Annotated in this window: 9 protein-coding genes and 1 tRNA gene; 1 reads left to right on the forward strand and 9 read right to left on the reverse strand. The window is 70.5% G+C overall.

All coding sequences use genetic code 11. From position 1 onward, the window contains the following. The 6 genes from GVN67_RS23940 to GVN67_RS23965 all read right to left on the reverse strand — a co-directional run. Positions 1-1,634 (reverse strand): ABC transporter ATP-binding protein (locus GVN67_RS23940; RefSeq protein WP_159999838.1); only part of this gene is annotated, 1,634 nt, incomplete at its 3' end. Next, on the reverse strand, positions 1,634-2,491 hold the full coding sequence (locus GVN67_RS23945; protein WP_235035451.1) for an ABC transporter permease: 858 nt from the start codon (positions 2,489-2,491) through the stop codon (positions 1,634-1,636). The genes GVN67_RS23945 and GVN67_RS23940, both read right to left, overlap by 1 nt. Beyond that, positions 2,488-3,447, reverse strand: a complete 960-nt coding sequence (locus tag GVN67_RS23950) for an ABC transporter permease (RefSeq protein WP_159999840.1) — start codon at positions 3,445-3,447, stop codon at positions 2,488-2,490. Before GVN67_RS23950 ends, GVN67_RS23945 begins: the two co-directional genes overlap by 4 nt. Positions 3,448-3,552: 105 nt before the next feature. Continuing rightward, positions 3,553-5,172, reverse strand: coding sequence for an ABC transporter substrate-binding protein (locus GVN67_RS23955; protein WP_159999841.1), 1,620 nt, complete (start codon positions 5,170-5,172; stop codon positions 3,553-3,555). A gap of 137 nt (positions 5,173-5,309) precedes the next feature. Beyond that, positions 5,310-6,602 carry a 4-aminobutyrate--2-oxoglutarate transaminase gene (gene gabT / locus GVN67_RS23960; RefSeq protein ID WP_159999842.1) on the reverse strand — a complete coding sequence of 431 codons (1,293 nt, stop codon included), beginning with the start codon at positions 6,600-6,602 and terminating at the stop codon, positions 5,310-5,312. A gap of 174 nt (positions 6,603-6,776) precedes the next feature. Further along, complete coding sequence (locus tag GVN67_RS23965; protein WP_159999843.1) at positions 6,777-7,133, reverse strand: hypothetical protein; 357 nt, start codon at positions 7,131-7,133, stop codon at positions 6,777-6,779. 211 nt (positions 7,134-7,344) lie between these two features. Between GVN67_RS23965 and GVN67_RS23970 the strand changes: the two genes are divergently transcribed. Beyond that, the gene (locus GVN67_RS23970; RefSeq protein WP_159999844.1) at positions 7,345-8,967 is read left to right on the forward strand and encodes an ABC-F family ATP-binding cassette domain-containing protein; all 1,623 of its coding nucleotides are present in this window, start codon (positions 7,345-7,347) and stop codon (positions 8,965-8,967) included. A 74-nt stretch (positions 8,968-9,041) separates the two neighbouring features. On the opposite strand, the gene gyrB is transcribed toward GVN67_RS23970, so the two are convergent. The 3 genes from gyrB to GVN67_RS23985 all read right to left on the reverse strand — a co-directional run bounded on the left by gyrB (position 9,042) and on the right by GVN67_RS23985 (position 12,880). Further along, positions 9,042-11,498: a DNA topoisomerase (ATP-hydrolyzing) subunit B gene (gene gyrB, locus GVN67_RS23975; protein ID WP_159999845.1), complete on the reverse strand. Its 2,457-nt coding sequence runs from the start codon at positions 11,496-11,498 to the stop codon at positions 9,042-9,044. A 54-nt stretch (positions 11,499-11,552) separates the two neighbouring features. Further along, positions 11,553-12,713, reverse strand: a complete 1,161-nt coding sequence (gene recF, locus GVN67_RS23980) for a DNA replication/repair protein RecF (RefSeq protein ID WP_235035452.1) — start codon at positions 12,711-12,713, stop codon at positions 11,553-11,555. 93 nt (positions 12,714-12,806) lie between these two features. Further along, positions 12,807-12,880: transfer RNA gene (locus GVN67_RS23985), tRNA-Met, on the reverse strand. Positions 12,881-12,929: the final 49 nt, after the last annotated feature.

The raw sequence follows: 12,929 nt of genomic DNA on the forward strand, positions 1-12,929 counted from the left end.
GGGGTGCGGGGGGCGGCGGTCTGTTCCAGCCAGCCGGGGCGCAGCTCCGGCACCGAGGCGACCAGCAGGTCGGTGTAGGGGTGCCAGGGCGCCTCGGCCATCGCCGCCCCGGCGCCGAGCTCCACCCGCTGCCCGGCATAGAGCACCATCACCTCGTCGCAGACCGCGCGCACCGTGTGCAGGTCGTGGCTGATGAACATGGTGGCCAGGCCCAGCTCGCGGCGCAGCTCGTCCATCAGGTCGAGGATGGCGGCGCCGACCACGGTGTCCAGCGCCGAGGTCACCTCGTCGCAGAGGATCAGCTCCGGCTCGGCGGCCAGCGCCCGGGCCAGGTTGACGCGCTGCTTCTGCCCGCCCGACAGCTCGCCCGGCAGCCGGTCGGCCAGGACCTTGGGCAGCCGCACCAGGTCGAGCAGCTTCGCCACCCGGCGGTCGCGCTCGGCGCCGCGGGCCTGGTGGAAGAAGCTGATCGGCCGGCCGAGGATCTGCGCCACCGTGCGGCTGGGGTTCAGCGCGGTGTCGGCCGATTGGAAGACCAGCTGCACGCGGCGCAGCTGGTCGGCGCTGCGGCGGGCGATGTCGGGCGGCAGGCTTTCCTCGCCCAGCCGCATGGTGCCGCGGCCCATCGGCAGCAGCCCCGCGACGACGCGGGCGAGCGTCGACTTGCCGCAGCCGCTCTCGCCGATGACGCCGAGGGCCGCGCCGCGACGGATCTCGAAGCTGACGTCGCGCAGCACCGGGACCAGCGGCATGCCGGAGGAATCGGCGGGGCCGTAGCCGGCGGTCAGGTTCTCCACGCGCAGCACCGGCGGCGCCGCCCCGGCCAGGCTGTCGGGGGCGCGCGGGCGTGGCGCAGCGGCGGCCAGCAGCGACTGGGTATAGGGATGCGTGGGCGTCTCCAGGATCTGCGGCGTCGGCCCTTCCTCGCGCATCTGCCCGTCGCGCAGCACGATGATGCGGTCGGCCATCTGCGCCACCACCGCCAGGTCGTGCGAGACATAGACCGCGGTGGTGCCGCGCTGGCGCACGACATTCTTGAAGGCGCGCAGCACCTCGATCTGGGTGGTGACGTCGAGCGCGGTGGTCGGCTCGTCCAGGATTACCAGGTCGGGCCGGGCGATCAGCGCCATGGCCGCCATCAGCCGCTGCAGCTGCCCGCCGGAAACCTGGTGCGGATAGCGCGCGCCGATGCGGAAGGGCTCGGGCAGGGCCAGGGCGCGGAACAGCTCGACCGCCTCGGTCTCGGCCTCGGCGCGGCTGGCGGTGCCGTGGATCAGGGCGGCTTCCACCACCTGGTCCATGATGCGGCGCGACGGGTTGAAGGCGGCGGCGGCGCTCTGCGCGACATAGGCGACGCGGCGGCCACGCAGGTCGCGCAACCCGCTGGCGGAGAGGGAGAGAATTTCCGTCTCGCCCAGGCGGATGCGTCCCCCCGCGATGCGGCAGCCGGGCCGCGCATAGCCCAGCAGCGACAGCGCGATGGTGGTCTTGCCGGAGCCGCTTTCGCCGATCAGCGCCAGCACCTCGCCGCGCGCCAGCTGGAAGCCGACATCGCGGACGATGCTGACGGTCTGGCCCTCGGCGTTGCGGGCGGTGACGTGGAGGCCTTCGACCTCGAGCAAGGCCCCGGCCATCACGCCCCCTCCCCGCCGCGGCGGCGGAAGGCGCCGAGGTTGTCGATCAGCAGGTTGACGCCGATGGTCAGGCTGGCGATGGCCAGCGCCGGCATCAGCACCGCCGGCGCGCCCTCCGCCAGGCCGCCGATATTCTCCCGCACCAGCGAGCCCCAGTCGGCATTGGGCGGCTGCACGCCGAGGCCGAGGAAGGAAAGTCCGCTGAGCAGCAGCACGATGAAGACGAAGCGCAGGCCGAAATCCGCCAGCACCGGCCCGGTCATGTTGGGCAGGATTTCTTCGCGCAGGATATAGGCGGTGCCCTCGCCGCGGGCGCGGGCGACCCGCACGTAATCCATGGCGTCGATGCCGACGGCGAGCGACCGGGCGATGCGATAGGCGCCGGGCGTGTAGATGATGCCCGAGGCCAGCACCAGCACCGGCACCGAGGAGCCGAAGGCGGCGACGACGACGAGGGCGAACATCTTCGACGGCATGGCCGACAGCGTGTCGAGGAAGCGCGACAGCGCCATGTCGGTCCAGCCGCCGCGCGTCGCCGCCGCCATGCCCAGCACCAGGCCGCAGCCGCTGGCGAACAGCGTCGCCGCCAGCGCCACGCCGACGGTGTAGCGGGTGCCGTGCAGGATGCGGCTGAGCATGTCGCGGCCCAGATAGTCGGTGCCCAGCGGGAAGGCCGCGGTCATCGGCGTGAAGACATCCATGTCGACGATGCGGCCGCCGTCATGCGGCGCCACCAGCCCGCCGAGGACCGCCATGGCCAGCCAGAAGAAGACGATGCCGCCGCCCAGCAGGCCGAGCAGGGGCCAGCGCCGCCGGGGCCGCGGCGGCGGGACTTCCGCCAGGACCTCGCCGGTCACCGGTGGCGCAGACGCGGGTTGGACAGGATTGCGCATAGGTCCGCCGCCAGCACGAGGAAGAGATAGGCCGCGCAGAAGATCATGGCGCAGGCCTGGACGAGGGGCATGTCGCGGGTGGAGACGCCGTCCACCATCAGCTTGGCGATGCCGGGATAGTTGAAGATGGTCTCGACGATGATGACGCCGCCCAGCAGGTAGGACAGGCTGAGCGCGACCGCATTGGCGATCGGCCCCACCGCGTTGGGCAAAGCATGCGACCAGACCACGCGGATCGGCCCGGCGCCCTTCAGCACCGCCATCTCGACATAGGGCGCGCGCAGCTGGTCGATCAGCGCGGCGCGCGTCATCCGCACCATCTGCGCCACGATGACGCAGCACAGGCTGAGCACCGGCATGGCGAAGACGCGGATGAACTGGGCGAAGCTGTCGATGCTGCTGACATAGGACAGCGCCGACAGCCAGCGCAGGTGGACCGCGAAGACCAGCACCGCGGCGGTCGCGACGAGGAATTCCGGCACCGAGACGACGGACAGCGTCAGCATGCTGACGCCGCGGTCATAGGCGGTGCCGCGCCACATGGCGGCCGAGATGCCGATGGCCAGCGCCAGCGGCACCGAGACCACCGCCGTCGCCGCCGCCAGCAGCAGTGAATTGGGCAATCGCGCGCCGATCAGCGCGGCGACCGGCTGGCCATTGACCAGCGAGCGCCCGGCATCCCCCGAGGCCAGCCCGCCGAGCCAGCGCAGGTAGCGAAGCCATCCCGGCTGGTCGAGGCCGAGCTGCAGCCGCAGCGCCGCCACGGCCTCCGGCGTCGCCGCCTGGCCGAGCTGCTCCTGCGCCGTGTCGCCGGGCAGCAGGGCGGTGATGGCGAAGACCGCCAGCGAGACCAGCAGCAGCGACAGCAGGCCGAGCGCCAGCCGGGCCGCCACCATCCGCAGCAGAGCGTTACTTTTCATCGGGCTCTTCCCTGGGCAGGGGGCAAGGCAGGGGACAGGGTGCAGGACCCGGTCCCCCGCATGCAAGGATCACGCCCAGCCGCGGTGGGCGGCCAGGGCGTGGCCTCAGGCCTCGAGCCAGACGTTCTCGGCGAAGCTGTAGCCCATCAGCCCGCCCAGCGGGATGGCGCCCAGCCCCTTCAGCTTGCTGGTATGGCCGTCCAGCAGGTTGAAGAACAGCGGCACGCCGATGCCGGAATGCTCGTGCACCAGCACCTGCATGTCGGCATACATCTGGCGCCGCTTCGCCTCGTCCGTCTCGGTGCGCGCGGCGAGCAGCAGCTGGTCGAACTGCTCGTTCTTCCAGCCGCTCTCGTTCCAGGTCGCGTCCGACTTGAAGAACAGGGTGAACAGGATATCGGCGCTGGGGCGCGGGTTGATGGCGCCGAAGCCCATCGGATGCTTGAACCAGTGGTTCGACCAGTAGCCGTCGGCGGGCAAGCGACGGACGTCGATGTTCATCCCCGCCTGCTTGCCGCTTTCCTGGATCAGCATGGCCATCTCGACCGAATGCTCGGCCGCCGGCGAGCAGACCAGCGGCAGCGCCGTGTTGCCGATGCCCGACTTGCGGAAATGGAACTTCGCCTTGTCCAGGTCATAGGGACGCTGCGGCAGCCCGGCGAAGTAGAAGCGGTTGCTGGGGTCGATCGGCTGGTCGTTGGCCACCACGCCATGGCCGCGCAGCACCGCGGTCAGCATCTGCTGGCGGTCCAGCATGTATTTCATGGCCAGCGCGAAATCCGGGTTGCTGGCCGGCGCCTGGTCCACCCGCATCACCAGGTCGGTGTAGTAGCCCGACTTGGTCTCGAAGACGGCGAAGCCCGGCGTGCCGGTGATGCGCCGCACCGAGCGCGGGTTGATCCCCGCCGTCAGCTGCACGTCGCCCGAGAGCAGCGCGTTGACGCGCGCCTGCTCGTCGGGAATGCCGACGAACTCGATCTCGTCCAGATAGGGCCGGCCCTGCTTCCAGTAGTTCGGGTTGCGGGTGGCGATCGAGCGCACGCCGGGCGTGAACTCCTTGCACAGATACGGGCCGGTGCCGATGGCGGTGGCGAAGTCCGTCGTGCCCGCCTTGATGATCATGAAGTGGAAGGTGCCGAGCACCACCGGCAGGTCGGCATTCGCCGCATCCAGGGTGATCTGCACCTCCAGCGGGCCGGCCGCCTTGATCTCGACCATCGGCAGCGCCAGCGACCGGGCGCGCGACGCCGTCGCCGGGTCCTTGTGGCGGGTCAGCGAATAGACCACGTCCTCGGCGTCCAGCGTCTTGCCGTCATGGAAGGTCACGCCGCTGCGCAGCTTGAAGCTCCAGGACTTGCCGTCCGTCGTGGTCCAGCTTTCCGCCAGGGCCGGCTGCGGCGTCAGGCTGCCATCCAGCGCGGTCAGCCCGTTATAGAACATGTTGCAGCGGGCATAGTCGGTCGACAGCGACTGCTTCGCCGGATCCAGCGTGTCGGCGGTCGAGGTCGAGGTGCCGGCGACGCGGATCCGCCCGCCCCGCCGCGGCGTCTGCGCGTAAGCCGTGCCGGCCGCCCCGGCGACCGAGCCGGCCAGCGCCGCCCCCATCCCCGCGGCGCCCAGCAGCCGCATCAGGTCGCGCCGCGAGGCGCCCTGGCGCAGCGCCGTCTGCAGCCGCGCGGCCTCGGCCGGCCCCACCAGCTTCAGGTAGTTGTGGTCGTCACCCATCGTCGAAGCCCCCTTTTTGATCCGTGCTCGCGTCTCTTTTTTTCTTTCAGTCCTGGATGCTCGTTGGCATCCAGGCAGGCACGTTGCGACAGGCAGGCGGAACGGGGCGCGATCGCGGGCTCCGTCCGGATCGGGAATCAGGCGCCGGCGGTGGCCAGGGCGGCGCCGAGGATGGTCAGCGCCTCGTCGAGCTGCGCCTGGCTCGTCACCAGCGGCGGCAGGAAGCGCACCACGTTGCGCTGCACGCCGCATTTGATGACCAGCAGCCCGCCCTCGCGCGCCGCGTCGATCACCGCCTGGGCCAGCGCCGCATCCGGGGCGCGGCCGGCGGGGTCGGCCACCATCTCGATGGCGCACATGCAGCCGGTGGCGCGCACCTGGCCGATGCGCGGGTGCTTTTCGGCCAGCGCCGCCAGCCCCCGGGCCAGCGCTTCGCCCAGGGCGTTGCCGCGGGCCAGCAGGTCCTCCTGCTCGAAGACCTCGAGCACGGCGAGCGCCGCGGCGCAGGCCAGCGCATTGCCGCCATAGGTGCCGCCCAGGCCCCCCGGCGTCGGCGCCTCCATGATCTCGGCCCGGCCGGAGACGGCGGAGATCGGCAGGCCCCCCGCCAGGCTCTTGGCCAGGGTCACCAGGTCGGGGCGGATGCCGGCGGTCTGATGCGCGAACATGGCACCGGCGCGGCCGAAGCCGGATTGGATCTCGTCCAGGATCAGCACGATGCCGTGCTTCGTCGCGATCTCGCGCAGCGCCTGCAGGAATTCCGCGGGCGCGGGGAGAAAGCCGCCATCGCCCTGCACCGGCTCCAGCAGGATGGCGGCGACGCGCTCCGGCGCGACCTCGGTGGCGAAGCAGGTCTCGAGCGCCGCCAGCGCCGCCTCGGTCGAGATGCCGCGATAGGCGTCGGGGAAGGGCACGTGGTGCACCCCTTGCGCGAAGGGCCCGAAATTCTGCTGATAGGGCGCGCTCATGCCGGTCAGCGTGGTGCCCAGCAGGGTGCGGCCATGGAAGGCGCCGCGGAAGGCGATGATCCCAGGGCGGTTGGTGTGGCTGCGGGCGATCTTCACCGCATTCTCCACCGCCTCGGCGCCGGAGGTGAAGAACACCGTCTTGAAGGCCTCGCCCTGCCCGACCAGCGCGTTCAGCTTGGCCGCCAGCGCCAGGTAGGGCGGATAGGCGGCGACCTGGAAGGCGGCATGGGTGATGCGGGTCAGCTGCTGCTGCACGGCGGCCACCACCCGCGGGTGGTTGTGGCCGACATTCATCACCCCGATGCCGCCGACGAAATCGAGGAAGCGGTTGCCGTCGACATCCCAGACCTCGGCGCCCAGCGCCCGCTCCAGCACCAGGGGATGCGCCGTCAGCACGCCGCGCGGCACATCCTGCTGCCGCGCCGCCAGCGCCTCCTGCGTCCGGGTCAGGTTTTCCAGCATCGCAAACTCCCCTCGGCGGGCGCGGCACGGGCGCCCCAGGCGGGAAGGCTAGGGCGCCGGCATCGGCGCATTCGGCGGCAATGCCGGGGGTGGTCACGCATCTTATGCGTATTCCGCAGGGCAGACGGCAGATTTTGCTGCCGCTGCTTTCCGGCGGATGGAAAAGCCGGCGGCTCAGCCGACCCGGAAGCGGGCGGGGTCGTCCAGGCCGAGCTCACGGCCCTTGGCATCGAAGGCCTGCTCATAGACCACGGCCAGCAGGGTCTGGCCGGCATGGCCCTCCGCCTCCTCCAGCGCCGCCTCGGGGCCGACGGCCAGCAGCCGGGTGGCCTGGGCGGCCAGGCCCGCGCTGTGCATGGTCTCGACCAGCAGCTTCGCCTCGGTCACCGCCAGCTCGCGCTCCAGGCTGGTGGCGCGCACCGTCTCGGCCTCCAGCGCGGCGCGCAGCCCGGCGACGCCGTCCTGCAGCCGCACCGCCAGCCCTTCCAGCTCCGCCAGCCGCTCGGCTGGCAGCAGGGCTTGCGCGCTCACGCGCGGGTCCCCGGCGGCAGGCGGCCAAGGAGAAGGGGGATGGGTTCTTCGTCGAGCAGCATGGCGCCAGCATAGGCCGGCCGGCGCCGGATGACGACCCGGGCGGAGATGGGCGCCGCGCGGATTTCGCGCATGCGAAGCGCGGCCCCGCATGGCATACCGCCGGGGCATAAGCCGCCCGCCTCCCCCCCTCCAGCATTGCCGGATTGCCATGATTCGCCTCGACAACATCAGCAAGCAGAACGGCCAGCAGCTCCTGTTCATCGAGGCCTCGGCCGCGCTGCAGAAGGGCGAGAAGGTCGGGCTGGTCGGCCCCAACGGCGCCGGCAAATCCACCCTCTTCCGCATGCTGACCGGGCGGGACGAGCCGGATGAGGGGCTGGTGCTGGTCGAGCGCGGCGTCACCATCGGCTTCTTCAGCCAGGATGTCGGCGAGATGGCCGGCCGCAGCGCCGTCTCCGAGGTGATGGACGGCGCCGGCGACGTCAGCGCGACCGCCGCCGAGCTGGCTTCCCTCGAGGCGGCGATGGGTGACCCCGACCAGTTGGACCGCATCGACGAGCTGGTGGAAAGATTCGGCGAGGTGCAGGCCCGCTTCGAGGAGCTCGGCGGCTATGCGCTGGAGAGCAAGGCGCGCGAGGTGCTGGCCGGGCTCAGCTTCAGCCAGGCGATGATGGATGGCGATGTCGGCAAGCTGTCGGGCGGCTGGAAGATGCGCGTGGCGCTGGCCCGCATCCTGCTGATGCGCCCCGACGTCATGCTGCTCGACGAGCCGTCGAACCATCTGGACCTGGAAAGCCTGATCTGGCTGGAGCAGTTCCTGCGCGGATACGATGGGGCCCTGCTGATGACCTCGCATGACCGCGAGTTCATGAACCGCATCATCAACAAGGTCATCGAGATCGATGGCGGCGCGCTGACCAGCTATTCCGGCGACTATGGCTTCTACGAGCAGCAGCGCGCGCTGAACGAGCAGCAGCAGCAGGCGCAGTTCGAGCGGCAGCAGGCGATGCTGGCCAAGGAGATCAAGTTCATCGAGCGCTTCAAGGCGCGCGCCTCGCACGCCGCCCAGGTGCAGAGCCGGGTGAAGAAGCTCGACAAGATCGAGCGGGTCGACCCGCCGAAGCGGCGCCAGGCGGTCAGCTTCGACTTCCTGCCGGCGCCGCGCTCGGGCGACGACGTGGTCAGCCTGAAGGGCGTGCACAAGCGCTACGGCGAGCGCGTCATCTACGAGGGCTTCGACTTCCTGGTGCGCCGCCGCGAGCGCTGCTGCGTCCTCGGCACCAATGGCGCCGGCAAGTCGACGCTGCTGAAGCTGGTGGCCGGCGGCTCGACCCCGGATGCCGGCAGCGTGACGCTCGGCGGCAGCGTGAAGATGGGCTATTTCGCCCAGCACGCCATGGAGCTGCTGGATGGCGAGCGCAGCGTCGCCGAGGCGCTGGACGACGCCTTCCCCCGCGCCAATCCGGGCTCGCTGCGGAGTCTCGCGGGCTGCTTCGGCTTCTCCGGCGGCGAGATCGACAAGAAGTGCCGCGTGCTGTCGGGTGGCGAGAAGGCGCGGCTGGTCATGGCGATGATGCTCTACGACCCGCCGAACCTGCTGGTGCTCGACGAGCCGACCAACCATCTCGACCTCGCCACCAAGGAGATGCTGATCGCGGCGCTGGCGCAGTACGAGGGCACCATGCTGTTCGTCTCGCATGACCGCCATTTCCTGGCAGCACTCTCGAACCGGGTGCTGGAGCTGACGCCGGAAGGGCCGCATGTCTATGACGGCGGCTACACCGAATATGTCGCGCGCACCGGCCAGGAAGCCCCCGGCCTGCACGTCTGATCCGGCACGCCTGAAACGCGAAAGGGCGGCGCCTTCCGGCGCCGCCCTTTTTCTATGACCCGACGCCGAGGGCGTCAGACGTCGAGGTTGGCGACCTTCAGCGCATTGCCGACGATGAACTCGCGCCGCGGCTCGACGACATCGCCCATCAGGGTGGAGAACACCTGCTCGGCGTCTTCCATGTCCTCGATCTTCACCTGCAGCAGGGTGCGCGCCGCCGGGTCCAGCGTGGTCTGCCACAGCTGGTCCGGGTTCATCTCGCCCAGCCCCTTGAAGCGCTGGATCGACAGGCCCTTGCGGCCCTGCGCCAGGATCTTGTCCAGCGCCGCCAGCGGGCCGGCCACCTCATGCGGATGGCCGTCCAGCGTCAGCACCGCCGGCTGCGACCAGGCGGTGGCCAGCGCGGCCTGGCGCTCGCCGAGCCAGCGCGCCTCCGGGCTGCGCAGCGCGGCATTGTCCAGCCGGTGCCGGTCGGCGACGCCGCGCACGGTGCGGCCCATCACCAGCCCGTCGGCGCCGGGGGCGATGACCCAGCCGCGCTCGGTCGGGCGGGCCAGGGCGTCGAGCCGGCGGGCCAGCTCCGGCGCCGCGGCCAAGGCGCGCTCGGTGTCATGCGACAGCGCGCCGGTGATGGCGGCCTGCTCGACCAGCTCGGTCGGCAGGTTGGTCGACAGGCGGCGGATGCGGCTGGCGACCTGGCGCAACTGCTCGACCACCTCGGTCAGCTCGTCGCCCTGGGCCTGGTGGCCGTCGGCATAGCGCAGCGTGGCGTTGTGCAGCGCCTTCTCGAGCAGGAAGTCCTCGAGCGCGCGGTCATCCTTCAGGTAGCGCTCCTCCTGGCCGCGCTTGGCGCGGTAGAGCGGCGGCTGCGCGATGTAGAGATGCCCGCGATGCAGCAGCTCCGGCATCTGCCGGAAGAAGAAGGTCAGCAGCAGCGTGCGGATATGCGAGCCGTCGACATCGGCGTCGGTCATGATGACGATGCGGTGGTAGCGCAGCTTGTCGGCCGAGAAGCCGCCGCGCTCCACCGGGCCGGTGCCGATGCCGGTGCCCAGCGCCGTGATCAGCGTGCCGATCTCGGCCGAGGACAGCATCTTGTCGAGGCGGGCGCGCTCGACATTGAGGATCTTGCCCTTCAGCGGCAGGATCGCCTGGAAGCGGCGGTCGCGGCCCTGCTTGGCGGAGCCGCCGGCGGAATCACCCTCGACGAAGAAGATCTCGCACTTGGTGGGATCCTTCTCCTGGCAATCGGCCAGCTTGCCGGGCAGGGTCGAGATGTCGAGCGCGTTCTTGCGGCCGACCTTCTCCCGCGCCAGCTGCGCCGCCTTGCGGGCGGCGGCGGCGAGGACGACCTGGTCGAGGACGGCGCGGGCTTCCTTCGGATGCGTCTCGAACCAGTGGCTCAGCGCATCGGCCACCGCCATGTGCACCACCGGCGTCACCTCGGAGGAGACCAGCTTGTCCTTGGTCTGCGAGGAGAACTTCGGATCCGGCACCTTGACCGAGATGACCGCGGTCAGCCCCTCGCGCATATCCTCGCCGGAGAGCTCGACCTTTTCCTTCTTGGCCAGCTCCTCGGCGTATTTCATCACCACGCGGGTCAGCGCCTGGCGGAAGCCGGCCTGATGGGTGCCGCCGTCGCGCTGCGGGATGTTGTTGGTGAAGCACAGCGCCTGCTCATGCGGGCTGTTGTTCCACCACATCGCCAGCTCGACCTGGATGCCGCTGCCTTCCTTGGCCTTCAGGCTGATCGGCGGCTTGAAGATCGGGTCCTTGTTGCGGTCCAGCCATTCGACAAAGGCGACCAGGCCGCCATCGAAGCGGAAGTTGGTCTCGCGCGCCGCCTCGCCGAGCGCGACCGGGCGGTCGTCGCGCAGGTTGATGGCCAGGCCGGAATTGAGGAAGGCCAGCTCGCGCAGGCGCTTCTCCAGGATGGCGAACTCGTATTCGGTGCGGGTGAAGGTGCCGGCCGAGGGCTTGAAGGTGACGCGCGTCCCCTTCTCATGCTCGGAAGGGCCGACGATCTTCAGCGGCTGCACGGTGTCGCCATGCTCGAAGCGGATGAAATGCTCCTGGCCGTCGCGCCAGATCACCACATCCATCCATTCGGACAGCGCGTTGACCACGGCCGCGCCCACGCCATGCAGGCCGCCCGAGACCTTGTAGGAATTCTGGTTGAACTTGCCGCCGGCATGCAGCCGGGTCAGCACGACCTCGGCCGCCGAGACGCCTTCCTCGGCATGGATGTCGGTCGGGATGCCGCGGCCGTCATCGGTGACGGTGACCGAGCCATCGGCGTTCAGCACCACGTCGCAGCGGGTGGCGTAGCCGGCCTGGGCCTCGTCCACCGCGTTGTCGATGATCTCGAAGGCCATGTGGTGCAGGCCGGAGCCGTCATCGGTGTCGCCGATATACATGCCGGGCCGCTTGCGAACGGCTTCCAGGCCGCGGAGGACGGTGATGGAGGCGCTGTCATAGGCCTCCGCCGAAGCGTCGGAGGCGGGGATCGGCGCACGCGCGGACTCACTCATGCCGGCGGGAAACTCCTGATCGAGGCGGTCTGAAAGACAGGATTTTATAGCAGCTTATGCCGGGGCCGGCACGGGGAAATCGGCGACCTCGGCCAGCCCGCCCGGGATGGCGGCGAAAAGCTGCGCCTGGCCGCGCAAGGGCTCGAAAGGCGCGGGCTCGGTGCCGGTCAGGAAGCATTGCGCCGGCAGCGCGGCGAGCGCCCCGAACAGCGCAGCGCGGCGGCCCGGATCGAGATGGGCGGCGACCTCGTCCAGCAGCAGCAGCGGGGCGAAGCCGCGATGGCCGGCGACCAGCGCGGCCTGGGCCAGGATGGTGCTGACCAGCAGCGCCTTCTGCTCGCCGGTGGAGCAGAGCTCGGCGGGAATTTCCTTCGGCAGCAGCACCATGCGCAGGTCGGTGCGGTGCGCGCCCTGCCTCGCGCCGCCGGCCGCCGTGTCGCGGGCGCGGTCGGCGGCCAGGCCATCGCGCAGCGTCTCCTCGACGGCCAGCGCCGGCTGCTCGGCCAGCGCCGCGGCGATCGGGCAGACCAGCTCCAGCCGGGCGGCGGGGAACTGCCCGGCGACGCCCTGGGCGAGCGCCGTGTTCAGCTGCCCGGCGGCCGAGCGGCGGGCGGCGATGGCGGCCACCGCATGGCGGGCCATGGTGTCCTCGAGGGCTGCCAGCCAGCGGGCGTCGCGCCGGCCCTCGGCGAGCAGGCGGTTGCGCTGGGCCATGGCTGAATCGAAGGCGGCGACGTCGCGGGCATGGCTGGGCTCGCGCGCCCAGACCAGCCGGTCGAGGAATTTCCGCCGGCCGCTGGCGCCTTCCTGGAACAGCCGGTCCATCTGCGGGGTGAGCCAGAGGGCGGCGGCATGGCTCGAGAGCTCCGCCTGGCTGCGGATGGCATTGCCGTCGAGGCGGAAGCTGCGGCGATCCTGCCCGGCCTCGCTGCCGGTGCCGATGGTGACGGGACCGAGCGGGCCATCAAAATGCCCGGCGACGGTCCAGGACAGGCCCTGGTCGCCGTCGCGGCGGCCGAGCTCGGCGCCCTTGGCGGCGCGCAGGCCACGGCCGGGGCCGAGCAGGCTGATCGCCTCCAGCAGATTGGTCTTGCCGGTGCCATTGGCGCCGGCGATGGCCACGAGCTTGGCAGAAAATTCCTGATCGAGCCGCGGATAGCTGCGGAAATCCTGCAGCATCAGGCGATGGAGGCGGAGCGTCGATCCCGGGTTCACGGGCGGGCCTTTAGCACTGGCGCCTCGCGCACGCAAAAAAGCCGCCCAGGGCTTGTTGGCCTGGGCAGCTTTTTTGTGATGTGTCGATTTGGGATGCGGGGACAGGATTTGAACCTGTGACCTTCAGGTTATGAGCCTGACGAGCTACCGGGCTGCTCCACCCCGCGGTGGTGAACTGCGTCGATGCAAGACAAGGTGTTGTGTCCGGCTTGGTGG

The sequence above is a fragment of the Roseomonas sp. 18066 genome, assembly GCF_902706185.1.
Classification (GTDB): domain Bacteria; phylum Pseudomonadota; class Alphaproteobacteria; order Acetobacterales; family Acetobacteraceae; genus Pseudoroseomonas.

Bases quoted from the DNA above. Each gene is read 5' to 3' on its own strand.
- GVN67_RS23950 (WP_159999840.1), bottom strand. From the start codon at position 3,447: ATGAAAAGTAACGCTCTGCTGCGGATGGTGGCGGCCCGGCTGGCGCTC.
- GVN67_RS23955 (WP_159999841.1), bottom strand. From the start codon at position 5,172: ATGGGTGACGACCACAACTACCTGAAGCTGGTGGGGCCGGCCGAGGCC.
- gabT (WP_159999842.1), bottom strand. From the start codon at position 6,602: ATGCTGGAAAACCTGACCCGGACGCAGGAGGCGCTGGCGGCGCGGCAG.
- GVN67_RS23970 (WP_159999844.1), top strand. From the start codon at position 7,345: ATGATTCGCCTCGACAACATCAGCAAGCAGAACGGCCAGCAGCTCCTG.
- gyrB (WP_159999845.1), bottom strand. From the start codon at position 11,498: ATGAGTGAGTCCGCGCGTGCGCCGATCCCCGCCTCCGACGCTTCGGCG.